We start from the raw sequence: 21,275 nt of genomic DNA, 5'->3' as shown, positions 1-21,275 counted from the left end.
CTACGGGTGGGGCTCAGCGGGCCGCGGCCGCGGTGCCGGCGCCGTCGGCCCCGGCGGCGGTGTCGGCCTTGTCGGCCTTGTCGGCATTATCGACGGCGTCCCACAGGACGGCGTACCAGGGGCGGTCCGCGGTCGGGCGGCCGGCGTCCTGCCTCCGTGCGGAGGCGGCGCCGCGCACGGTGAAACCGGTCTCGCCCGGCCGCAGGTGGTGCAGCCGCTTCCTGATCTGCTGCTCGGCGTAGGCGTCGTCCTTCCAACGCGCCTTGAGGTCGCGCAGTTCCTCCACCCGTTCACGGGCGGCGTCGCGCTCCTCCTCCAGCTCGGCGATCTCGGCACGCTGGGAGACGTACTGCCGGGTCGGGTAGGCCAGGGCGACGATCAGGGTGCACAGCACCAGGGCCAGCAGCGCGGCCCGGCCGGTCAGCCGCGAACGGCGGGCCTGGCGGCGGGTCTGGGAGCGGTAGACGCGGGCGGCGGTCTGCTCACCGAGCAGCCGCAGCCGGGTGGTCGTGGAGAACCGGTCCCGGTTCTGCGCCATCTTCTCCGCGCCTCCCCGTCGGCGTCCGCGTGCCGTGCCGTTGCCGTGCCGTGCCTGTCCGTGTGCTCTTTCCCCGCACACGGTACGTGACGCCGGGGCGGGGCGGGGCGCGGACAGGGGCGTGCCCCCGGAGCGGTGCTCCGGGGGCACGGTGCCAGCCGTGGCGCCGGCCGGGGGTCCTGCGGGCTTCGGCAGGGGCCTGGGGCCTCCTGCCGGGGCCCGGCGGGGTCAGCCCTTGAAGCGCGGGAAGGCGCTGCGGCCGGCGTACACCGCGGCGTCGTCGAGGATCTCCTCGATGCGCAGCAGCTGGTTGTACTTGGCGACGCGCTCGGAGCGGGCCGGTGCGCCGGTCTTGATCTGGCCGCAGTTGGTGGCGACGGCGAGGTCGGCGATGGTGACGTCCTCGGTCTCGCCGGAGCGGTGGGACATCATGCACTTGAAGCCGTTGCGCTGGGCCAGCTCGACGGCGTCCAGGGTCTCGGTCAGCGAACCGATCTGGTTGACCTTGACCAGCAGGGCGTTGGCGGCGCCCTCCTCGATGCCGCGGCCGAGGCGCTCCGGGTTGGTGACGAAGAGGTCGTCGCCGACGAGCTGGACCTTGTCGCCCAGCTTCTCGGTGATGACCTTCCAGCCGTCCCAGTCGTCCTCGAACAGCGGGTCCTCGATGGAGACGAGCGGGTAGGCCGCGACGAGCTCCTCGTAGTACTCCGTCATCTCGGCGGCGGAGCGCTCCTTGCCCTCGAAGAGGTACTTGCCGTCCTTGTAGAACTCGGAGGCGGCGACGTCGAGGGCGAGGGCGATCTGCTGGCCGGGGGTGTAACCGGCCTCCTTGATCGCCTCGAGGATCAGGTCCAGGGCCTCGCGGTTGGAGCCGAGGTTCGGGGCGAAGCCGCCCTCGTCGCCGAGGCCGGTGGACAGACCCTTGGTCTTCAGCACCTTCTTCAGCGTGTGGTAGACCTCGGTGCCCCAGCGCAGGGCCTCGGAGAAGGACTCGGCGCCGATCGGCGCGATCATGAACTCCTGGATGTCCACGTTGGAGTCGGCGTGCGAGCCGCCGTTCAGGATGTTCATCATCGGCACCGGCAGCAGGTGCGCGTTGGGGCCGCCCAGGTAGCGGAAGAGCGGCAGGTCGCTGGCCTCGGCGGCGGCGTGGGCGACGGCGAGGGAGACGCCGAGGATGGCGTTGGCGCCGAGCGAGCCCTTGTTGTCGGTGGCGTCCAGGTCGAACATCGCCTGGTCGATCAGGCGCTGCTCGGTGGCGTCGTAACCGACGAGCTCCGGGCCGATCTGCTCGATCACGGCGAGGACGGCCTTCTCGACGCCCTTGCCGAGGTAGCGGTTCTTGTCGCCGTCGCGAAGCTCGATGGCCTCGAAGGCGCCGGTGGAGGCGCCGGACGGGACGGCGGCACGGCCGGTGCTGCCGTCGTCGAGGCCGACCTCGACCTCGACCGTGGGGTTGCCTCGGGAGTCCAGGATTTCCCGGGCTACGACGACGTCGATGGACGGCACGAGCATCTCCTTCTGGGATGTGACGCGTGTGGTGCCGGACCACCTGGTCCGGCACGGGGTGCACAGCCTCCGTGGCTCTGCGAGACCGAGCCTAACCGGCCGGGCGGGATCGGCCAGCCGGTCGCCCCCCGTACGGAGGGGTAACAGGAGATTAATTGTTCCGGCCCGAAACAAAAAGTCCCGAGGCGGATTGCGGGGAAATGGGTCCGCCCCCGTGCGCGAGGGTGACGCGCACGGGGGCGGGATCTCCGGTGACCGCGGGATCTCAGGGCTGTCCGCCCCTCGGACCTCCGGCCCGGGACCGGGTCAGCTCAGGTGGAGCATCTGGCCCGGGTAGATCAGCCGCGCGTCCTCGACGACGTCCTTGTTGAGCTTGTGGAGCTTCTTCCAGCCGCCCTTGACGTCGTGCTCCTCGGCGATCCTGCTGAGCGAGTCGCCCTTGACGACCTTGTACTCGCCGTCACCCTTGAGGACCTTCTCGCCGGTGGGCGTGGTGACCTTCTCGGCCTTCGCGGACTTCTTGGCCTTGGCGGGCTGGGCCGCCGTCTCCTCGGGCTGCGGCGCGGGGGCCGGAGCCTCCTGCTGCGGCGCCTCCTGGGCGGGGGCCTCGGCGGCGCCGCCCTGGTACGGAGCGCTGGACAGGCCGGTGCCGCAGTGCGGCCAGGCGCCCGGGCCCTGCTCCGCGAGGACCTTCTCGGCTATCTCGATCTGCTGGGCCTTGGTGGCCTGGTCGGCGGAGGCCGCGTACTGCGTGCCGCCGAAGCCGGCCCAGGTCGAGTTGGTGAACTGCAGACCGCCGTAGAAGCCGTTGCCGGTGTTGATCGACCAGTCGCCGCCCGACTCGCACTGGGCCACGGTGTCCCACTCGGACTCCGTGGCGGCGGACGCGGTGCCCGCCGTGAGCAGCGGGGCGGCCACGACGGCGCCGGTGAGGCCGGCGACGGCGAGAGCGCGCTTGGTCTTGGACGGACGACGGTGCTTGCCCTGGCAGGTAAACGACATGGAGGTATCCCCTCACCGACGCCTGCGAGGTGAGCTGTCGGGTTCGGGCTATGAGGGTCGCCCGGCCGCGCACCTTCCGGTGCGCGGCTTCACCCCTAGCCGGTCCCGGCGGACTGTCCACCGGGCCCGGCGCTTACCTGGTTCCCCCGCTCCTGCCTGCGGCGCATGACGCGACGACAAGTCCCGTACGGCCGTTGGCAGGATTAGGCGTGACGGCCGCCGGGGCCCGCCGCTGGAGCGAGCGGTTCGACGTTAGCCACGCCATGGCCGGGATTTCAAAGACGATCAGGGCTTCTGAGACCCATCTCTCACTTCGCCGGAATCAGACATTCCGGGACGAAAAGGTGGGTAACTCCCCCGCTTTTGCCCGACTTTCACCCTGCCTGGTCTTCGGCCTAGCCGACCGGGAGGGTGAGCGTCGTGCCCGGCGCGAGGCGGTCCGGGTTCTTCCCGATCAGGTCCTCGTTGGCCTCGTAGAGGGCACGCCAGCCGCCCTTCACACCCTCCGACCTGGCGATGGACACCAGGCTGTCGCCGGCCCGCACGGTGTAGGTCTCCGCGACGGCGGCGTGACGGCCGGAGGAGCCGCCCTCGCTCTCCTCGCCGGACTCCTCGGCGCTGGCGCCGCGGTGGCGCCCGGAGCCGGAATCGGCGTCCGTGCTCTCCTCCTGCGCGCCGGAGCCGCTGCCGAACAGCGGCGTGTCGTCGCCGAAGAGCGAGCCGTCGCCCCCGAAGAGCGGATCCTCCTCGTCGGCCGAGCCGGCGCCGCCCTTCCCGTCGGAGTCGCCCTTGTCCTTGCCGCCCTCGGTCGCCTTGTCGTCCTCGGTGGCCTTGTCGCCGCCGTGACCGCCCTGGTCGCCGGAGCCGCCGCCCAGTTCGGGCAGGTCCGGGATCACCGGGGTTCCGGTGCCGGTGTCCACCAGGCCCAGGTCCAGACCGAGGTCCGCGATCCCGCCGTCGCCCTCGGGGGCGTACTCGGACCCGGGGAAGAGGTCATGACCCGAGGAGCGGTCGGCCCGGTCACCGGAACCGTCCCGCTCGCCGGAATCACCGCTCTTGTCCTTCTTGTCCGCATTGCCGGTACCGGCGGTGCCGTCGGCCTCGCCGCCCGCGTTCCCGCTTCCGGCACGGTCGCCGCCGACGCCCCAGCCGGACGCGGAGCCGTCGTAGGCGCCGGGGCCGGTCACGTCACCGGTCCGCAGGGCGTCCACACCGGTGTCCACCCGGGCGGCCGGGCCGTCCTCACGCAGTCCGTTCATGGCGCCGCAGGCCAGCCACGGGGTGGCGCCCTGCTCGGCGAGGATGCGCTCGGCCACCGCGATCTGCTGCGAACGGCTGGCCTCGGCGGGGTTGGAGGCGTAGGACAGGCCGCCGTTCTCCTCCCACTGCTCCTGGCTGAGCTGGAGGCCGCCGTAGAAGCCGTTGCCGGTGTCGGAGCTCCAGGCACCCCCGCTCTCGCACTCGGCGACCCGGTCCCAGGTCGCCCCCTCGGCCGCGCTGGCACCGGTGGCCGCGAAGAGCGGCAGGGCGAGTGCGGACCCGGTCACGCCGGCCGCGACGACGACCGCCGGCGCCTGACGGGGGCGGCGGTGACGACCGTTTCCGGAGAGCATGCGGATGCCTTTCGTCGACTGCGATGGCCGCGCGGACCCGGCCGGCATCCCGCCGGGGGGTCGACGCGTCTCTGCGGGAACGTAGCCGCTGATCATCGTCCATCACAACTCGATGTCGCGAGGAACACGCGAACATCACAGAACTGTCGAGCTATTGCTTCCACTTCGTCCCGGCTCAGGAGCGAACTCGACCGGAAGAGTCCGCAGGCCGCGCATGATGAGCCCACCGCGCCAGCGCAACTCCTCCGGTGCCGCGCCGAGTTGGAGGTCGGGCAGCCGAGTGAGCAAGGTCGCCAGCGCCGTCCGGCCCTCGAGACGGGCGAGGGGGGCGCCGAGGCAGTAGTGGATGCCGTGCCCGTACCCCAGATGCTGGTTGTCGCGGCGGGACAGATCGAGGGTGTCCGGCTCGGCGAAGCGCTCCGGGTCCCGGTCCGCGGCGGCCAGCACCACCAGGACGGGGTCGCCCGCCGCGATCCGCTGCCCGCCCACGGTCAGCGGCTCGGTGGCGAACCGCCAGGTGGCCAGCTCCACCGGGCCGTCGAACCGGAGCAGTTCCTCGATGCCCGTCTCCAGCAGCGCGTGGTCGCCCGCGGCCAGCGAGCGCTGCAGCCGGTCGCGCTCGGCGGGATGGGTGAGCAGCGCGTAGGCGCCGTTGCCGATGAGGTTGACCGTCGTCTCGAAGCCCGCGAAGAGAAGGATGAACGCCATCGCGGCGGCCTCGTTCTCGGTCAGGTGCTCCCCCTCGTCGGAGGCGCGGATCAGGCCCGAGATCAGGTCCTCGCCGGGCGTGGGCTCCGCGGGCAGCGCCTCGCGCTTGCGGTGGATCAGGTCGGCGAGGTAGCCGCGCATCTTCTTCACCGACCGGGCCACGCCGCCGCGCGGCCCGCCGCCGTGGCGGATCATCATGCCCGCCCAGTCCCGGAAGTCGTCCTGGTCCTCGCGGGGGACGCCGAGCAGGTCGCAGATGGCGTAGATGGGGAGCGGGAACGCGAACTCGTGGATCAGGTCCGCGCTGCCGCGTGCGGCGAAGCCGTCGATCAAGGTGTCGGTGAGCTCCTGCACGCGGGGCGCGAACTCCGCGACGCGGCGCGGGGTGAACGCCTTGGCGACCAGGCGGCGCAGCCGGGTGTGGTCGGGCGGGTCGATGTTCAGCAGATGCGTCATCAGGTCCGCCTTGCGCTCGCCCGGGATGCCGGTCTTGTTCCGGGCGTGCGCGGGCTCGTCGTGGTGGGCCGGGTTCTTCGACAGCCGCGGGTCGGCGAGGGTCTGCCGCGCGTCGGCGTACCGGGTGACCAGCCATGCCTCCACGCCGCTGGGCAGGCGGGTGCGGTGCACGGGGGCGTGCTCGCGCAGCCAGGCGTAGGCCGGGTACGGGTCGGTGGCGAACTCCCAGGTGAAGAGTTCCGGGGCGGGCGGTGTCGGGTGCGGCTCGGTCACCCCACGACGGTACGCGGCGCGGGGCCGGGGCCTCGTCCAGCCCCGCGCGGCCGTGGCCGTCCGGCGTTCACGTCGCGGTGCGCCGGGGTGCGCGGTGCGCATGGGTTCGCGTGAGGTCACCCGGGGCGGCCCCGGGGGCTCGCGCCGGGTGGGGGGATCAGTGTTCCGCGGTGTGGATGGCGTCGCGGTAGGCGCGGGCCGCGGCGCGCAGGGCGGACTCCGGGTCGATGCCCGCCGCCTCCGCGCGGACCGCGAGGGTCAGCAGCTCGTACCCCACGCCCTCACCGGCCGGCAGCGGCGCGTCCAGTCCCGCCTTGCGGGCCCGGGAGGCCAGCTTGGCGGCGAGCGCGAGCGCCGGCTGCCCCAGCGGCACGCCCTCGGTGACCGAGGACCGCTGCTTCTCGACCGCCTTGGTCCGCAGCCAGTGCTCCTCGACCTCCTCCGGGGTCGCCGCCGACTCCTCGCCGAAGACGTGCGGATGCCGGTGGATCAGCTTGGCGACCAGACCGCCCGCCACGTCGTCGACCGAGAACGGCTCCTCCTCGTCCTCCTCCGCCATCCGCGCGTGGAAGACGACCTGGAGCAGCACGTCCCCGAGCTCCTCCCGCAGCTCCTCCCGGTTGCCCGTCTCGATCGCCTCGACCAGCTCGTACGCCTCCTCCAGCGCGTACTTGGCGAGGCCCTCGTGGGTCTGGCGGGAGGTCCACGGGCAGTCGGCGCGGACCCGGTCCATCACCTGGACCAGGTCCAGCAGCCGGGCGCCCGGCAGGTCGTAGGAGGCGGGCAGCAGCTCCAGGTCCGGCATCCGGACGCGGCCGGAGCCGGCCAGCCGGGCCAGGCCGTCGGTCAGCGCGGGCTCGCCCTCGCCGCCGGCGACCACCACCACGGTGCGCCCGCCGTCCGCCGCGTCGACCAGTTCCCCGGCGGAGAGGGACGCCTCCTCCACCGTCACCCCCGCCTCGCGCAGGTACGGCAGCTGCGGGTGCGCGTCGTCCGCGCAGAGCACCCGGTCCGCCTCGCGCAGCACGCGCCAGGCGGGCCAGGACAGCAGCCCGGGGGCGACCCGGTGGCTGGTGGTGAGCAGGACGACGCGGCCGGGGGTGTCCTCGGGGCTGTTGACGTTCACCCTCCGAACGTAACGCAGCGCCGCGGCACACCCGGCCGGGGGCGGCCGGTCAGGCCTCGACGTCCTTCACCCACGGCGTCCGCAGGTCCGCCCGGGCGCTCTTCTCCGCGTCCCACGTGCCGTAGCGCGGGTTGATCTCGATGCCGAGGTCCTTGGACGAGGCAGCCAGCGCCTCGGTGAACACGGGGGTGTCGGTCTCGGTGCCCAGCCGCTGGGCCAGCTCGCTCGCCGCGACCTGGAGGCGGAGGTTCTCCTCCAGCCTCCCGGGGGCGACGCCGTACTGCTGGAGCCAGGTGTTCTCCAGGCCCTGGCGGCCGCCGAGCTGCTGCTCCAGGTTGGTCCGCAGGTCCTGGACCTCCCTGGGCGTGACCGTGACGCCCGCCTCGTCGGCGGCGTGGTGCAGCACCCGGTCGAGGACCATGGCCTGCACGGTGAACCGGGCCAGCGTCCCCGTCTGGGCGACGACCTGCCGGTACTGCTCGTCCTCGGTGACGACGGCGCGCTGCGCGTCGCGCACCTCACGCACCCGCTCCTCGACCTGAGCCTGGGTGATCCGCTCCCCGCCCACCACGGCCGCGGCGCCGGGATGCGCGTCGGATCCGCAGGCGGTGAGCAGTGGCGCCGCGAGAGCGGCGGAAAGCAGGAGCGCGGTACGGCGGCGGCGTTGCAAGGAAACCTCCCGTTGGAGTTTGTGCTTTGGTGCACAAAGTCTTGCGGTGATCGATGGTAGGCAGCGCCGGGGCTGTGAACCAGCCCCCGGCGCCAACGTCGTGCCAACGATCGGGACGTCCCGCCGAAACGTCACCCGCCCACCGGCGCGCGAGGACCTGTCCGGCCGCGGGAACGAGGGCCACGGCAGGAACACGTGATCCACCCGATCCGGTCCGTCCGCCGCCGGCTCTACGGCATACTCCGTTCGCGTCGGTCGGTGCCAGGTCGTACAGCGGGGCCACGGGATGCCCGGGAACGCCGCGTGACCGTCACCCCGCCCGGCCGGCCGGCGACCGGCCGAACGCCGGCGACCGGCCGGACATCACGGAGAGGACCGACCGAACGATGCGACATGTGCGAACGCGGTTGCTGCCGGCTGTCCTGGCGGCGGCGCTGCTGCTGCCCGTCTCGGCGTGCTCGTCCGGTGCCGCCGGGTGCGAGGAGGCGTTCACCTCGGTGACGACGTCGACGGCCGGTGTCCGCTCCGCGGAGTTCGACTGCAGCGACCAGTTCGGTGGTGGCTGGCAGCGTGGTGACGTGGTGGTCGAGGCGGCCACCGAGGCCGAGGCCGTCACGGTGATGGAGGCGGTCCTGCGGGCCTACGCCGCGTCGCCCGACATCGAGGACCGTTGGGCCACCCCGCAGGAGTACAGGAACGAGGACGGGTCGATCGTCGTCGGCCCGGGGGAACTCGGGTTCAACGGCCCGCCGAACGTCCGCCAGGTACGCGAGCACTTCGGCGTCACGCCCGGCTGACACCGCCGCCGCCGGTACCGGGGGAACCGGTGGAACTCCCGTTCAGCCGCCCATCTGGCCGAGCCACTGGAGGGTGCGGCGGAGTTCGCCGACCAGGGGATGGGCCGGGCCGTGGAGGCGTTCCACGTCCAGGGCCAGGCGGGCGAGGGTGTCGTGGGCCGCCTGGCGGTCGCCGAGGGCGAGCAGGAGGTGGCCGATGCGGCGGCGCAGGTCGTGGGCGCGGGACCGGTCGCCGCCCGCGTACGGGTTCTCGTAGGCGGGCAGCAGCGCCCGGTACTCGGCGAGCGCGGCGGTGGCCTCGCCGAGCTGTTCCAGGCAGAGCGCCGCGTCGAAGCGGAAGCCGAGCGCCTGCGGGTCGTCGTGGCCGGCCTCGGCGGCGCGTTCCTCGGCGAGACGGCGCAGCTCGGGCAGGGCGCGGCGGTACTGGCCGTCGTCCATCAGGGTGGCGGCGTAGAGCTTGCGCAGGGTGCGCACCACCGGGGAACGCTCGCCGTGCTGGGTGGCGGCGTCCGGGAGGATCGCGCCGAGGAGGTCCACGGCCTGGGTGATCCGGCCGTCGCCGAGCAGGCGCTTGACCTCGTCGACGGCGTCGGCCACGGCCGGCTTCGGCGCCCCGGGGGACGCCGGGCCGGTGGCGGGGGGCGCGGGCCGTGGGGCGGGGGTGCGGGCGCGGTCCGGCCAGGGGGCGTGCGGGCGCAGGAAGGGGCGGGTGGGGTCGAGGGGCGCGCCGCTGGGCAGCCCGCGGCCGGGGAGCAGGGGCAGCAGCGCCTCGTAGACCTCCTGGGCGGAGGACGGACGGGCCTGCGGGTCCTTCTCCAGCAGCCGCAGCACCAGGCGTTCCAGCGCCTCGGGCACCTCGGGGCGCAGCCGGCGGACCGGCAGCGGCGGCTCGTAGAGGTGGCGGTGGAGCACGCCGAGCGCGGTCGTCCCGGCGAACGGGACCTCGCCGGACAGCAGTTCGTGCAGCACCACGCCGAGGGCGTAGAGGTCGGTGTAGGGGCCTACGGCGCCGCCCATGGCCTGCTCGGGCGCCATGTAGGCGGGCGAGCCGATGGGCGAACCGGTGTGGGTGAGACGGGTGGTGTCGCTGTCCATCACGGAGGCGACGCCGAGGTCGAGCACGGTCACCGTGCCGTCCTGCTTGACCATGACGTTCCGCGGCTTGAGGTCGCGGTGGACGATCGGCACCGCGTGCACCGCGCTGAGCACCGCGCACAGCTGGGCGGCGACGGCCGTCGCCCAGTGCCAGGGGTACGGGTCGTGCTCGGCGAGGTGGTCGGCGAGGTCGGCTCCGTCGACGTACTGCATGACCAGGAACAGGTCGTCCCGCTCGCTGCCCGCGTCGTGGACGGTGACCAGGCCGGGGTGGTCGACCTGGGCGGTGACCCGGCACTCGCGCAGGAAGCGGCGGCGCAGCTCCTCCGCCTCGGCGCCGGCCACGCGGTCGGGGCGGAGCAGTTTGACGGCGACGCGGCGGTCGAGGCGGCGGTCGTAGGCGGTCCATACCTGGCCCATGCCGCCCTGGCCTATGAGCGTGGACAGTTCGTAGCGTCCGGCGACGACGCGGCCGGTGGTGGTGGTCACCTGGCGTTCTCCGGCCCGCCGTCCTGCTTGCGCAGGTAGTCGCTGAGCTCGTCGAGTTCGGCGCGCACCTGGTCGATGCGGCCGCCGGGGGCGGGGGTCACGGGGGGTGTGACGGGCGGCGTGGGCGTGGCGGTGTGCGAGGGCGTGGGGACCGCGGTGTGGGAGCCGGCGGTGTGCGGGGCGGGCGTGTGCGGGCCCGCCGTGTGCGGGGCCGGGATGTGGGAGCCGGCGGTGTGCGGGGCGGGCGTGTGCCCGCCGGACCAGGTGCCGGGCGGCTGCGGGGAGCCGTAGGGGTTCCCCGTGTACGGGTAGCCGTAGCCGGTGCCCGCGCCGGTGTGGCCGTGGCCGAACGCCGCGCCGGGGTGGCGGCGCCGCTGCTCGTAGTGCCGGATCTCCGCGACCAGGTAGTACGAGATGACGGCGACCAGGGTGATCAGCAGCATCAGCACGCCGACGACCTCGGGGGCGGTGTCGACCTCGTCGTCGGGCTCGGACATCAGCAGGGCGCAGGAGACCAGCAGCAGGACGAACGAGAGGCCGAAGAGCACCCAGTCGAGCACCTTGCGGGTGACGATCGCCAGCCGCAGCATCGGCACCCACATGAGCAGGCCGATGCTGCCGACGGCGACGGTCACGAAGAGGATCCGCAGGAACACCAGCAGACCGGTGGGCGGCGGCGGCGTGACCGGCTGGTGATGGCCCAGGCCCTGCATGGCGTCTCCTGTGTGTGTACCGACGGCTGCGAGCAGGGTACTTGCCGGTCCCCCGCGCCCGGCCCCGTAGCGCGGGATCCGTTGCCGGATCGCAGCGGTGGGCCGCGGCGGACCGGGAACGCACGCGCGCCCGGGGGCGGCCGGGACCGAGGGGGCCTCAAGGGGGCGGGGCCGCGGCCTCGGTGAGGGCGTCGTAGGAACCGCGGATCAGGCGCTCGCCGAGCTGGGCGACCTGGCGCAGGGCGCCTTCGAACTCGTCGAGCGCGCGGAACCGCTCGCCGTGACGGCGCTGCTCCTCCAGCGGCAGCCGGGGCACCCGCAGGCGGCGGACGTCGAGGCGGGTGGCGGTGGAGGCGAAGCTGCTGGCGCGGCGGTGGTTGGCGGTCCCGCGCAGGAAGCCGGCGAGGAACCAGGGGTCCAGGGTCTCCGGGTCGGGGCGCAGCAGCACCAGGTTGCGGCCGAGGGCCGCGCCCGCGGAGACCTCGTCGACGACCCGGGCGACGGGTTCGCCGCCGGAGACGGGCAGCACGACGTCCCCGGCGCGGGTGACCACGGTGTCGTCGTCCGCGGCGGCCGCGTCGTCGTCGTCGGCCCCGCCCGTGCCGGCCGCGCGGGAGGAGGTCGCCGGGGCGGGCGGGGAGGGCGGGGAGGGGGCGGTGCCGTTGATCACGTCGAGGTCGGTGAGGACGGGCAGGCCGCGGCGGCCGCCGGTCCCGCCCAGGGCCAGCGTGAGGGCGCCGCCCCGGACGAGTTCGCCGACGGTGGTGACCGGCCCGGAGCCGCCGGTGGCGGAGTCCTCGCGGGCGGCCGGACCGGGCGGCGGGGGGGCCGGCGCCAGTTCGGCGGTGAGTCGCAGGGTGGCGTCGAGGCGTTCACGGACGGCGACCAGTTGCTCGGGACCCTCGGTGGTGACCGGCGGCGGCAGGTGCCGGGCGGGGGTCAGGTCGACGTCGTCGTCGAGCAGGTCGATCACCGGGACCACGCGGGCCACCCCGGGCCGCTCGGCGAAGGCGCCGGTGCGCTCGTAGGCCTGCCAGACATCGAGGGCGATCTCCCGGACGACGTCGCAGTCGGGACCGGAGCGGGACGCGGGGCCGGTGGCGCCGGGGGCGACGGCCGGGGCGCCGAGGGTGTCGACCAGCAGCACCTCCGGGCGGACGGGCGACCGGCCGGGGCGGCGCAGCACCCACAGGTGGAGGGGCAGGCTGTGCGGGGGCGCGGTCCCGGGCGGCAGGGCGATCACGGCGCGCAGCGCGCCGCGGCGCAGCAGGTCCGCTCGGATGCGGCGGCCGGAGCGGCGGGACGCCGCGGCGGGCGGCATCAGCAGGACGGCGGTGCCGCCCTCGCGCAGCCGGGCCAGGGAGTGCTGCACCCAGGCCAGCTCGGACTCGGTCCGGGCCGGGAAGCCGTACTCCCAGCGCGGGTCGTAGGCGAGTTCGTCGTGGCCCCAGTTGCGTTCGTTGAACGGGGGGTGGCACAGGACGGCGTCGGCGCGCAGGGCGGGGAAGGCGTCGCCGCGCAGGGTGTCGGCGGCGGCGGTGCGCACCGGGCCGGGGGCGTGCAGGGCGAGGCGCAGCGCGGTGAGTTCGGCGAGGGCGGGGGCGCTGTCCTGGCCGTGGAGTTCGCGGGCGGGGTGGGTGCGGGCGGCGGCGCGCAGCAGGGTGCCGGTGCCGCAGGCCGGGTCGAGGACCACACGGGGCGAGCCGGGCCGGTCGGGGCCGCCGGTGCCCGCCAGGTCGGCCATCAGGTCGGCCAGACCGGGCGGGGTGAGGGTGTGGTGGCGGGGGTCGACGTACCGGTCCAGCAGGAACTCGTAGGTGTGGCGTGCGCCGTTCTCGGCCGCGAGTTCGGCGGCGCCGCGCAACAGGGGCACGGAGGGCAGGAGTTGCGGCCCGGTGGGCGGGCGGACTGCGGGCGGGGCCAGCGGGGCGGGGCCCGGGGCACCGCCCGCGGCGCCGTCGTCGCTCAGGGCGTGGTGGGAACCGGCGGTGGTCGCGGCGGTGCCGAGACGGACCGCGAGGATCTGGGCGAGGTCGGCCGGGAGCAGGGCGGCGAGCCGCTCGTCGGAACCGGCGGCCGCCTCCAGCCAGCGGGTGGGGCGCTCGTGCACCAGCAGGAGCACGCAGCCGACCTGGGTGAGCGCGGCGGCCGGGCCGTCGGGGTGACCGGCGACCTGCTGCCAGACCCGTTCACGCAGCGGGACCTCGGCGAGCTTCCCCTGTCGGCGGAGCCACTCCTCCACCTCCCCGAGGAGGAAGGCGGGGCTGGTCTCGGTGCCCCCGACCGGTTTGGGGAAGTCCGCGTGCCGCCGCCGCCAGTTGCTCACGGCCGCCCGACCCACTCCGGCCAGCCGGGCGATGCCGGCCGCCGTCACCTCGGTCGCGTTCTCCTGCACGGGGCCCCTCTCCCTCGTTCGGTGTGCCTGAGCATAGCCACGTGACCAGAATGTTCACAGCGTGTACCGCCATCAGTCTGTGAACCTGGTTGACCGCGTTCACAATCTCTGCTGTGATTACCCACGCCAGACGGACCACCAGGGGCCGGCGAGCGCACCGCTCGCATCCTCGTCTTCCCCGGCCGTCCCGAAGCACCGACCGAATGTTCACAGGTCGGCCCGATGTTTCATCACAAGACCGTCTCGGCGGGCGGAATCTGGTTGATCCGGTTCACAGCTCGTGATGTGCTTGCCCCTGCCTACACGTGGACACGACAACGTGCGGGCAGTTACGACCCTTGGAGGGGGAGCTTCAATGTCCCAGCAGATGCCTTACGCGCCGGCCCCGCCGGTCGCGCCTCAGCAGCCGAAGAACGGCATGGGCACGACCGCACTGGTTCTCGGAATCATCGGCCTCGTGCTCACCGTCACCATTCTCTTCTTCTGGCTCGGTGGGCTCCTCGGCCTCCTGGCGCTGATCTTCGGCATCATCGGCCTGGGCAAGGTGAAGAAGGGCGAGGCCACCAACAAGGGCGCGTCCCTCACCGGTGTGATCCTCGGCGCCATCTCCGTCGTGGCCGCCGCCGCCATCCTGGTGTTCACCGTCCTGCTGGTGGACAAGGCCGCCGAGGACCTCTCGAAGGAACTCGACAAGCTCGAGAAGGACGCCGCCGCGACCGCCCCGAAGGACCCGGGCGCCGAGGGCGAGGCTCCCAAGGACGGCGAGCTGCTCGCGCTGGGTGACGGCATGGAGTTCGACGACGGCCTCGTGGCCACCGTCACCGACGTCAAGAAGTACACCCCGGACGAGTTCGCGGTCGGCCACGAGGCCGGCAACGACGCCTACGAGGTGACCGTCGAGATCAACAACGGCAGCGACGCGACCGTCGACCTGGCCCTGGGCACCGTCGAGGCCACCGCCGGCGAGGAGGGCACTCCCGCCGAGTCCATCATCGACGCCGACAGCCTGGGCATGTTCGAGGGCTCCGTCACCGCCGGCAAGAAGACCACGCAGACCTTCGGCTTCTCGGTGCCCAAGGGCACCACGAACCTGGTCCTCGAGGTCTCCCCGAGCTTCGACTACGAGTCGGTCTTCTGGGACGTCAAGCTCTGACGCACCGCACCACTCCTCGCACCACTCCGAGGGGCCGTCCGATCACCGGGCGGCCCCTCGCCGCGTCCGCCGCACCCCGCCCCACTCCGCCCCGAGGCGACACCGCTCCGCGCCGGCCGTCGCGGCCGCGGCCAGGGAGGCCGCCGTCAGCCTCCGCACTGCCGCAGCATGGCCGCCTTGTCCGCCTTGGTGACCGGGAGTTCGTACTTCAGTGACACCTGGGCGAAGCGGACCGCGTAGGCGCAGCGGATCGCCTTGCTCGGCGGGACCCAGGTCGCCGGGCCGGAGTCGCCCTTCGCCGAGTTGGTGGGGCCGTCCACCGGCAGGAGGTTGAGCGGGTCGTTGGCGATCGCCTCCCGCTTCTCCCGGGACCAGCGCGAGGCGCCCATCTGCCAGTTGTAGGACAGCGCCATCACGTGGTCGATCTGCACCTCGGCGGCGTCCGCCTTGATCCAGTCGATCTCCTTGCCGGTGTAGGGGTCGGCGAGGGTCATCGCCACCACCACGCAGTTGGACCCGGTACGGAACTCGAGCTCGTCGCCGTCCCTCTGCAGCAGGTCGTTGCGGGTGTCGCAGCCGTTGCGGGAGAGCGGCACGTCGGCGGTGTCCAGCCACGCCTCGCCGAACTCGTCCCGATCGTAGCCCGTCTTGGGGCCACGGCCCTTCACGGCGACCTTCTCGATCAGTTCACGGGCCTCGGCGCGGTCGGCGTCCGAGGAGACGACCGCGAGGCCGGGCTTGGTGCCGTCGGGGTTGTCGAGCGGGCTGACGGCGCGCCCGGCTCCGGCCGCCGGCGGCCCGGTGGGTGAACCGGCGGCGTCCGAGGGGGAGTTGTCGACGGAACCCCCGGGCACCTGGCACCCGGAGGCCAGTGCCGCGGCCGCGGCGAGGGCGGAGAGGACACCGATGGCGCGGCGGCGGTCGCCGACTGGCCTTTCGTTGCGCATAGTTCGCTACCTCCGGTCGTGTCGGAACTGCAGGAACCAATGCGATCATGCCCCCGGCGGTACCGGGCATTCCGGGTGTCACTCGTACGGGTCGGCGGCCCCTCCCTCACACCGCGCCCCGCCCCTCGCACACCGCCACCCGCCTCCACACCTTGCCGGCGGCCTCACACCTTGCCGATGCCCAGGGAGTTGGCCGCGGGCAGCAGGCCCGAGCCGATCACCGCCACCCAGAACTCCCCCAGCAGTTCGGCCAGTCGAGCCGTCCTGTCGACACCCAGGGCCTGCCACGGCACGGCGGCCAGGGCGTCGGTCTCCCGCTCGACACGCTCACGCAGCGCCCGGCCCGCCTCGGTGGCCGCACCGTCCTCGGCGACCAGGCCGCGGGCGGCCAGCCGCTCCCGCGCCTCCTCCCACTCCCGCGCGCTCCACTCCCTGCTGCCGAGGACCTCCCGGCTCGCCGCACCGATCGCCGCGAAGGAGACCAGCGCCTCGACCGGGTCGAGCCCGGCCGTCATCAGAGCGGCCACGTGGCCGTCACCCCGGTGTTCCCTCAGGACCGTGGCCGCCTGCCACAGCTGGACATGCGGCTCCCGCGACCAGGACAGCTCGGCGTTGGCCGCGGCCAACGGACGGCCTGACAGGTCGGCCGCCTCGGCGGCACACCGGGCCAGCGCCGCCGCCTCGCGCATCTCCGGACCGGGAACCCGGTCGCCGAACAGGGACCGGTAGGCACGGTCGACGCCGCGGGACCGGGCGGCGAGAACGGCCGCGGGACTCGCCGTCTCCCAGACGGCGGGTATGTACCGCTCCACCATCCGGGGGCTCATGCTGTAGAAGGCCGAGGCCGCCCGCACCGCACCCACCGCCCCCAACGGCGCGGCACGGAAGGCGAAGTAGGCGGGCCAGCGTTCCCCCACCTCGTAACCGAGGGCCGCGGCCTCCTCGAACGCTTCCGGCGCGTAGTAGAGCACCGCGTGCAGCGGCTCCAGCAGGTGCCACATGCGACGGACATCGGCGAGAGGGACCGCACCGGCCGCCTCCCCGGCCGCGGTCCCGGCCACGATTCCGCCCGTGGCCCCCGTCGCCGCACCGGTCGTCTCCACCATGACGCACCTCCGTCTTCAGCCGTGCCCGGACGAGAAAGAACTTGTCACCGTCCAGATTGCGGGCGCGCGCGCAACTTGTCAATGACCAGATGGGAGTAACCTGGCCCCATGGCCACGCCCCGTTCCACGCCCTCCGCCCGCCCCTACCACCACGGCGACCTGCGGCGCGCGATCATGTCCGCCGCCCTGGAGACGATCGCCGCCGACGGCCCGGCCGCGCTGAGCCTGCGCGACCTGGCCCGCCGTGCCGGCGTCTCGCACGCGGCGCCCGCGCACCACTTCAAGGACCGGGCCGGCCTGCTCACCGCCATCGCGGCCGAGGGCCACGAACTGCTCGCCGGCGCCCTGCGCGAGGCGGAGGACCTGCGGGAGGCCGGCGTCCGCTACGTGCGCTTCGCACGGGAGCATCCGGCGCACTTCCAGGTGATGTTCGCGCCGCAGCTGCTCCGGACCGGCGACGTCGAGCTGATCACCGCCCAGGCGCTCTCCGACGCGGCGCTGCGGGACGCCGTGGCCGGGGTCCCGGCCCGGGACCGCGGCGTGGAATCACGGCTCGCCGGCGTCGCGGCCTGGTCCCTGGCGCACGGCTTCGCCACGCTCCTGCTGGCGCACAACCTCGACGACGCGCTCGGCGGAGGCGAGCCCGAGGAGATGTTCCGCGAGGTGGCGGCGACGCTGTTCAGGCCGGGCGCCGGCCCGGACACGGACACGGCGTGAGGGGCGAGCGGCACACCGCGCGCCACCCGCCCCTCACCCAGGCCCCTGTCCGTGCCCGTGCCCGTGCCCACCAGGGGCCGCGCCGCCAAGGCGCCGCGCCGGAGCGGCGCCGCCACGAGGGCCCCGCCGGCCACGACGGCCGCCCCCGACAGTGCCACCGGACCAGCACCGACATCGCGGCAGCACCGACGGCAGCACCCATGACGCACCACCGGCAGCACCCATGACGGCACCGACGGCGCCGCCCATGACGCACCGCCGGCAGCTTCCATGACCGCACCGTCGACAGCGCCCATGACCCACCACCGACGGCGCCCACATCGGCACCGACGGCAGCGCCCGTGACGGCACCGCCGGCGGCGCCCACGTCGGTGCCGACGGCGGCGCTAGGACAGCACCGTGGTCAGGAACTCGCCCGTCCAGGCCAGCAGTTCGCGCCCCGTCAGCGGCTTGCCGCCGATCTTCGCGGTCTTGGGCCGCGGCACCAGCACCTGTTGCGCGGTCGCCTTGATGACCGTGCCCGGGTACACCCGCTTCAGCCGCAGCTCCTGCGACTCCCGCAGGTCCACCGGCGCGAAGCGGATGTTGTTGCCCTGGAGCACGATCTCGCCCACCCCGCAGGACCGGGCCAGCATCCGCAGCCCCGCGACCAGCAGCAGGTTCTCCACCGGCTCCGGCAGCTTGCCGTAGCGGTCCACCAGCTCCTCGCGGACCGCCGCGACGTCCTCCTCCGAGTTGGCGGAGGCGATCGAGCGGTACGCCTGGAGCCGCAGCCGCTCGCCCGGCGCGTAGTCGTGCGGGACGTGCGCGTCCACCGGCAGCTCGATCTTGACCTCCAGCGGCGGCGCCTCCTCCACACCGCCCTCCAGCGAGGCCCGGTACTCGGCGACCGCCTCGCCGACCATCCGCACGTACAGGTCGAAGCCGACGCCCGCGATGTGGCCGGACTGCTCGCCGCCGAGCAGGTTGCCCGCGCCGCGGATCTCCAGGTCCTTCATCGCCACGTACATGCCCGCGCCCAGGTCGGTGTGCTGGGCGATGGTCGCCAGCCGCTCGTGCGCGGTCTCCGTCAGCGGCTTCTCCGGCGGGTACAGGAAGTACGAGTAACCCCGCTCCCGGCCACGGCCGACCCGGCCGCGCAGCTGGTGCAGCTGGGACAGGCCGAAGTTGTCGCCGCGCTCCACGATCAGCGTGTTGGCGTTGGCGATGTCGATGCCGGACTCCACGATCGTCGTGGAGACCAGCACGTCGAACCGCTTCTCCCAGAAGTCGACGACGACCTGCTCCAGCGCCTGCTCCGACATCTGGCCGTGCGCCGTCGCGATCCGCGCCTCGGGCACGATCTCCCGCAGCCGCGCCGCCGCCCGGTCGATCGACTCCACCCGGTTGTGGATGTAGAACACCTGGCCCTCACGCAGCAGTTCACGCCGGATCGCCGCACCGATCTGCCGCTCGTCGTACGGGCCGACGAAGGTGAGCACCGGGTGGCGCTCCTCCGGCGGGGTGGTGATCGTCGACATCTCACGGATGCCGGTGACCGCCATCTCCAGGGTGCGCGGGATGGGCGTGGCGGACATGGTGAGGACGTCCACGTTGGCGCGCAGCTTCTTCAGCTGCTCCTTGTGCTCGACGCCGAACCGCTGCTCCTCGTCGACGATGACCAGACCCAGGTCCTTGAACCTGGTCTCCGACGAGAACAGCCGGTGGGTGCCGATGACGATGTCCACCGAGCCGTCCCGCAGCCCCTCCAGGGTCGCCTTCGCCTCGGCCTCCGACTGGAACCGGGAGAGCGCCTTCACCTTCACCGGGAACTGCGCGTACCGCTCGCTGAAGGTGCCGAAGTGCTGCTGCACCAGCAGGGTCGTCGGGACGAGGACGGCGACCTGCTTGCCGTCCTGGACCGCCTTGAACGCGGCACGCACCGCGATCTCGGTCTTGCCGTAGCCGACGTCGCCGCAGATCAGGCGGTCCATCGGGACCGACTTCTCCATGTCGGCCTTGACCTCGGCGATGGTGGTGAGCTGGTCGGGCGTCTCCGCGTACGGGAAGGCGTCCTCCAGCTCCCGCTGCCAGGGGGTGTCCGGGCCGAAGACGTGGCCGGGCGCCGCCATCCGCGCGCTGTAGAGCTTGATCAGGTCGGCGGCGATCTCCTTGACCGCCTTCTTCGCCCGCGCCTTGGTCTTCGTCCAGTCCGCGCCGCCCAGGCGGTGCAGGGTGGGCGCTTCGCCGCCGACGTACTTGGTGATCTGCTCCAGCTGGTCGGTCGGGATGTACAGCCGGTCGCCGGGCTGTCCCCGCTTGGCGGGCGCGTACTCCACCACCAGGTACTCGCGGGTGGCGCCCTGCACGGTGCGCTGCACCATCTCCAGGTAGCGCCCCACGCCGTGCTGCTCGTGCACGATGTGGTCGCCCGGCTCCAGGGTGAGCGGGTCGATCGCCTTGCGGCGCCGGGCCGGCATCCGCGCGCCGTCCTTGGTCGCGGTGCGCTGGCCGGACAGGTCGGTCTCGGTGAGCACGGCCAGCTTCAGGCCCGGGTCCACGAAGCCGTACTCGACGCTGCCGCAGGAGACGTGCACCAGCGACGGCGTGAGCCCGGTGAGGTCCTTGTCCAGGCGGGCCGGGACGCCCTCCCCGCCGAGCACCTCGGTGATCCGGGCCGCCGGGCCGTGTCCCTCGGTGAGGAACGCGATGCGCCAGCCGTCGGCCACCCACCCCTTGGTGTCGGCCAGGGCGCGGGCCGTGTCGCCGCGGTAGGTGTCGGGGGCGTGCATGCCGAGCTTGAGGGTGTCGCCGCCGGAGAACTCGTCGGTGACCTCGTCGGCGGCGAACGGGGAGACCGACCACCAGAGCATGTCCAGCTCACGGGCACGGTCCCGGACGTCCGCCATCGACCACAGGGAGGCCGCGCCGACGTCGATCGGGGCCTCGCCCCCGCCGGCCGTGGCCGCCCAGGACGCCTGGAGGAACTCCTGCGAGGTCGCCACCAGGTCCGCCGACCGGGTGCGGACCCGCTCCGGGTCGCAGACGACCGCCATCGACCCCTTGGGCAGCACGTCGAGGAGGAGTTCCATGTCGTCGACGAGGACGGGGGCCAGGGACTCCATGCCCTCGACGGCGATGCCCTCGGCGATCTTCCCGAGCAGTTCGCCCAGCTCCGGGTGGGCCTCGGCCAGCTCGGCGGCGCGGCGGCGCACCTCGTCGGTCAGCAGCAGCTCGCGGCAGGGCGGCGCCCACAGGCCGTGCTCGGCGACCTCCAGGGACCGCTGGTCGGCCACCTTGAAGTAGCGGATCTCCTCGACGTCGTCGCCCCAGAACTCGACACGGAGCGGGTGCTCCTCGGTCGGCGGGAACACGTCGAGGATGCCGCCGCGGACCGCGAACTCGCCGCGGTTCTCCACCAGCTCCACGCGGGAGTACGCGGCCGCGGCGAGCGCCGTCACCACGTCCTGGAGATCGGCCTGCGCTCCCGTGCGCAGGGACACCGGCTCCAGGTCACCGAGGCCCTTGACCTGCGGCTGGAGGACCGAGCGGACCGGGGCGACGACCACCTGGACGGGTCCGGCGCCGGGGTCGTCGGCGCTCGGGTGCGCGAGGCGGCGCAGCACGGCGAGGCGGCGGCCGACGGTGTCGCTGCGGGGGGAGAGCCGCTCGTGCGGGAGGGTCTCCCAGGACGGGTACTCCACGACGGCGTCGGGGTCGAGGAGTGAGCGGAGCGCGGCGGCGAGGTCCTCGGCCTCACGGCCGGTCGCGGTCACCGCGAGGACGGTGCGGCCGGCGTCCCGGGCCAGCGCGGCCACCGCGAAGGGGCGGGCGGCGGGAGGACCGACCAGGTCGACGTGGGTGCGGTGGCCCTCGGTGGCGGCACGCACCGCCTCGGCGAGTGCGGCGTCCTTGACGACGGCGTCGAGCAGACCGTGCAGGCTCATGGAGGCCTTTCCGTCCAGCGGGGTTCTCGTGTCACGCGAAGC

The 21,275-nt window shown here is 73.6% G+C and carries 16 protein-coding genes and 1 riboswitch; of the genes, 3 read left to right on the top strand and 13 right to left on the bottom strand.

Annotated features, from left to right (window positions below):
• Nucleotides 1–13 precede the first annotated feature (13 nt).
• The 7 genes from GBN72_RS26915 to GBN72_RS26885 form a co-directional block, all read right to left on the bottom strand.
• The gene (locus GBN72_RS26915) at nucleotides 14–538 is read right to left on the bottom strand and encodes an FtsB family cell division protein (protein WP_151774490.1); all 525 of its coding nucleotides are present in this window, start codon (nucleotides 536–538) and stop codon (nucleotides 14–16) included.
• A gap of 228 nt (nucleotides 539–766) precedes the next feature.
• Nucleotides 767–2,047, bottom strand: coding sequence for a phosphopyruvate hydratase (eno, locus tag GBN72_RS26910; RefSeq protein WP_439959818.1), 1,281 nt, complete (start codon nucleotides 2,045–2,047; stop codon nucleotides 767–769).
• A gap of 306 nt (nucleotides 2,048–2,353) precedes the next feature.
• A complete protein-coding gene (locus GBN72_RS26905) occupies nucleotides 2,354–3,049 on the bottom strand; it encodes a LysM peptidoglycan-binding domain-containing protein (RefSeq protein WP_151774488.1) in 696 nt (231 codons plus the stop codon).
• A 4-nt stretch (nucleotides 3,050–3,053) separates the two neighbouring features.
• Nucleotides 3,054–3,223, bottom strand: a riboswitch (cyclic di-AMP (ydaO/yuaA leader).
• A 221-nt stretch (nucleotides 3,224–3,444) separates the two neighbouring features.
• Nucleotides 3,445–4,662 carry a LysM peptidoglycan-binding domain-containing protein gene (locus tag GBN72_RS26900; protein ID WP_151774487.1) on the bottom strand — a complete coding sequence of 406 codons (1,218 nt, stop codon included), beginning with the start codon at nucleotides 4,660–4,662 and terminating at the stop codon, nucleotides 3,445–3,447.
• A gap of 135 nt (nucleotides 4,663–4,797) precedes the next feature.
• On the bottom strand, nucleotides 4,798–6,099 hold the full coding sequence (locus tag GBN72_RS26895) for a cytochrome P450 family protein (RefSeq protein WP_151774486.1): 1,302 nt from the start codon (nucleotides 6,097–6,099) through the stop codon (nucleotides 4,798–4,800).
• A 157-nt stretch (nucleotides 6,100–6,256) separates the two neighbouring features.
• Nucleotides 6,257–7,225 (bottom strand): nucleoside triphosphate pyrophosphohydrolase, encoded by a 969-nt coding sequence (locus GBN72_RS26890; protein WP_151774485.1) that lies wholly within the window; start codon nucleotides 7,223–7,225, stop codon nucleotides 6,257–6,259.
• Between the two features lie 49 nt (nucleotides 7,226–7,274).
• Nucleotides 7,275–7,895, bottom strand: coding sequence for a SurA N-terminal domain-containing protein (locus GBN72_RS26885; RefSeq protein WP_151774484.1), 621 nt, complete (start codon nucleotides 7,893–7,895; stop codon nucleotides 7,275–7,277).
• A 395-nt stretch (nucleotides 7,896–8,290) separates the two neighbouring features.
• On the opposite strand from GBN72_RS26885, the gene GBN72_RS26880 reads away from it, so the two are divergent.
• Nucleotides 8,291–8,692 (top strand): hypothetical protein, encoded by a 402-nt coding sequence (locus GBN72_RS26880; protein ID WP_218042090.1) that lies wholly within the window; start codon nucleotides 8,291–8,293, stop codon nucleotides 8,690–8,692.
• 42 nt (nucleotides 8,693–8,734) lie between these two features.
• Here GBN72_RS26880 and GBN72_RS26875 read toward each other — a convergent pair whose 3' ends face one another.
• The 3 genes from GBN72_RS26875 to GBN72_RS26865 all read right to left on the bottom strand — a co-directional run bounded on the left by GBN72_RS26875 (nucleotide 8,735) and on the right by GBN72_RS26865 (nucleotide 13,384).
• Complete coding sequence (locus GBN72_RS26875; protein WP_281371935.1) at nucleotides 8,735–10,234, bottom strand: serine/threonine-protein kinase; 1,500 nt, start codon at nucleotides 10,232–10,234, stop codon at nucleotides 8,735–8,737.
• 38 nt (nucleotides 10,235–10,272) lie between these two features.
• Nucleotides 10,273–10,989, bottom strand: a complete 717-nt coding sequence (locus GBN72_RS26870) for a hypothetical protein (protein WP_151774481.1) — start codon at nucleotides 10,987–10,989, stop codon at nucleotides 10,273–10,275.
• 157 nt (nucleotides 10,990–11,146) lie between these two features.
• Nucleotides 11,147–13,384, bottom strand: coding sequence for an N-6 DNA methylase (locus GBN72_RS26865; protein ID WP_151774480.1), 2,238 nt, complete (start codon nucleotides 13,382–13,384; stop codon nucleotides 11,147–11,149).
• Nucleotides 13,385–13,739: 355 nt separating this feature from the next.
• Here GBN72_RS26865 and GBN72_RS26860 point away from each other — a divergent pair, with 355 nt between their 5' ends.
• Nucleotides 13,740–14,537: a DUF4352 domain-containing protein gene (locus tag GBN72_RS26860; RefSeq protein ID WP_246212933.1), complete on the top strand. Its 798-nt coding sequence runs from the start codon at nucleotides 13,740–13,742 to the stop codon at nucleotides 14,535–14,537.
• Nucleotides 14,538–14,683: 146 nt separating this feature from the next.
• On the opposite strand, the gene GBN72_RS26855 is transcribed toward GBN72_RS26860, so the two are convergent.
• The gene (locus GBN72_RS26855) at nucleotides 14,684–15,484 is read right to left on the bottom strand and encodes an HNH endonuclease family protein (RefSeq protein ID WP_151774479.1); all 801 of its coding nucleotides are present in this window, start codon (nucleotides 15,482–15,484) and stop codon (nucleotides 14,684–14,686) included.
• Between the two features lie 164 nt (nucleotides 15,485–15,648).
• Nucleotides 15,649–16,485 (bottom strand): SCO6745 family protein, encoded by an 837-nt coding sequence (locus tag GBN72_RS26850; RefSeq protein ID WP_151774603.1) that lies wholly within the window; start codon nucleotides 16,483–16,485, stop codon nucleotides 15,649–15,651.
• Between the two features lie 213 nt (nucleotides 16,486–16,698).
• On the opposite strand from GBN72_RS26850, the gene GBN72_RS26845 reads away from it, so the two are divergent.
• Complete coding sequence (locus GBN72_RS26845; protein WP_151774478.1) at nucleotides 16,699–17,307, top strand: TetR/AcrR family transcriptional regulator; 609 nt, start codon at nucleotides 16,699–16,701, stop codon at nucleotides 17,305–17,307.
• A 386-nt stretch (nucleotides 17,308–17,693) separates the two neighbouring features.
• Here GBN72_RS26845 and mfd read toward each other — a convergent pair whose 3' ends face one another.
• On the bottom strand, nucleotides 17,694–21,233 hold the full coding sequence (gene mfd / locus GBN72_RS26840; RefSeq protein ID WP_151774477.1) for a transcription-repair coupling factor: 3,540 nt from the start codon (nucleotides 21,231–21,233) through the stop codon (nucleotides 17,694–17,696).
• Nucleotides 21,234–21,275 lie beyond the last annotated feature (42 nt).

The organism is Streptomyces abyssomicinicus (genome assembly GCF_008974245.1).
Classification (GTDB): domain Bacteria; phylum Actinomycetota; class Actinomycetes; order Streptomycetales; family Streptomycetaceae; genus Streptomyces; species Streptomyces abyssomicinicus.
Note: the sequence above shows the minus strand (reverse complement) of the source record. Positions and strands in the feature narration are given on the sequence as shown.

Excerpts from the sequence above, each read along its gene's own strand:
- GBN72_RS26860 (WP_246212933.1), top strand. The coding sequence starts at position 13,740 with ATGTCCCAGCAGATGCCTTACGCGCCGGCCCCGCCGGTCGCGCCTCAG.
- GBN72_RS26870 (WP_151774481.1), bottom strand. The coding sequence starts at position 10,989 with ATGCAGGGCCTGGGCCATCACCAGCCGGTCACGCCGCCGCCGCCCACC.
- GBN72_RS26915 (WP_151774490.1), bottom strand. The coding sequence starts at position 538 with ATGGCGCAGAACCGGGACCGGTTCTCCACGACCACCCGGCTGCGGCTG.
- GBN72_RS26850 (WP_151774603.1), bottom strand. The coding sequence starts at position 16,485 with ATGTGGCACCTGCTGGAGCCGCTGCACGCGGTGCTCTACTACGCGCCG.
- GBN72_RS26905 (WP_151774488.1), bottom strand. The coding sequence starts at position 3,049 with ATGTCGTTTACCTGCCAGGGCAAGCACCGTCGTCCGTCCAAGACCAAG.
- GBN72_RS26900 (WP_151774487.1), bottom strand. The coding sequence starts at position 4,662 with ATGCTCTCCGGAAACGGTCGTCACCGCCGCCCCCGTCAGGCGCCGGCG.
- GBN72_RS26845 (WP_151774478.1), top strand. The coding sequence starts at position 16,699 with ATGGCCACGCCCCGTTCCACGCCCTCCGCCCGCCCCTACCACCACGGC.
- GBN72_RS26855 (WP_151774479.1), bottom strand. The coding sequence starts at position 15,484 with ATGCGCAACGAAAGGCCAGTCGGCGACCGCCGCCGCGCCATCGGTGTC.
- mfd (WP_151774477.1), bottom strand. The coding sequence starts at position 21,233 with ATGAGCCTGCACGGTCTGCTCGACGCCGTCGTCAAGGACGCCGCACTC.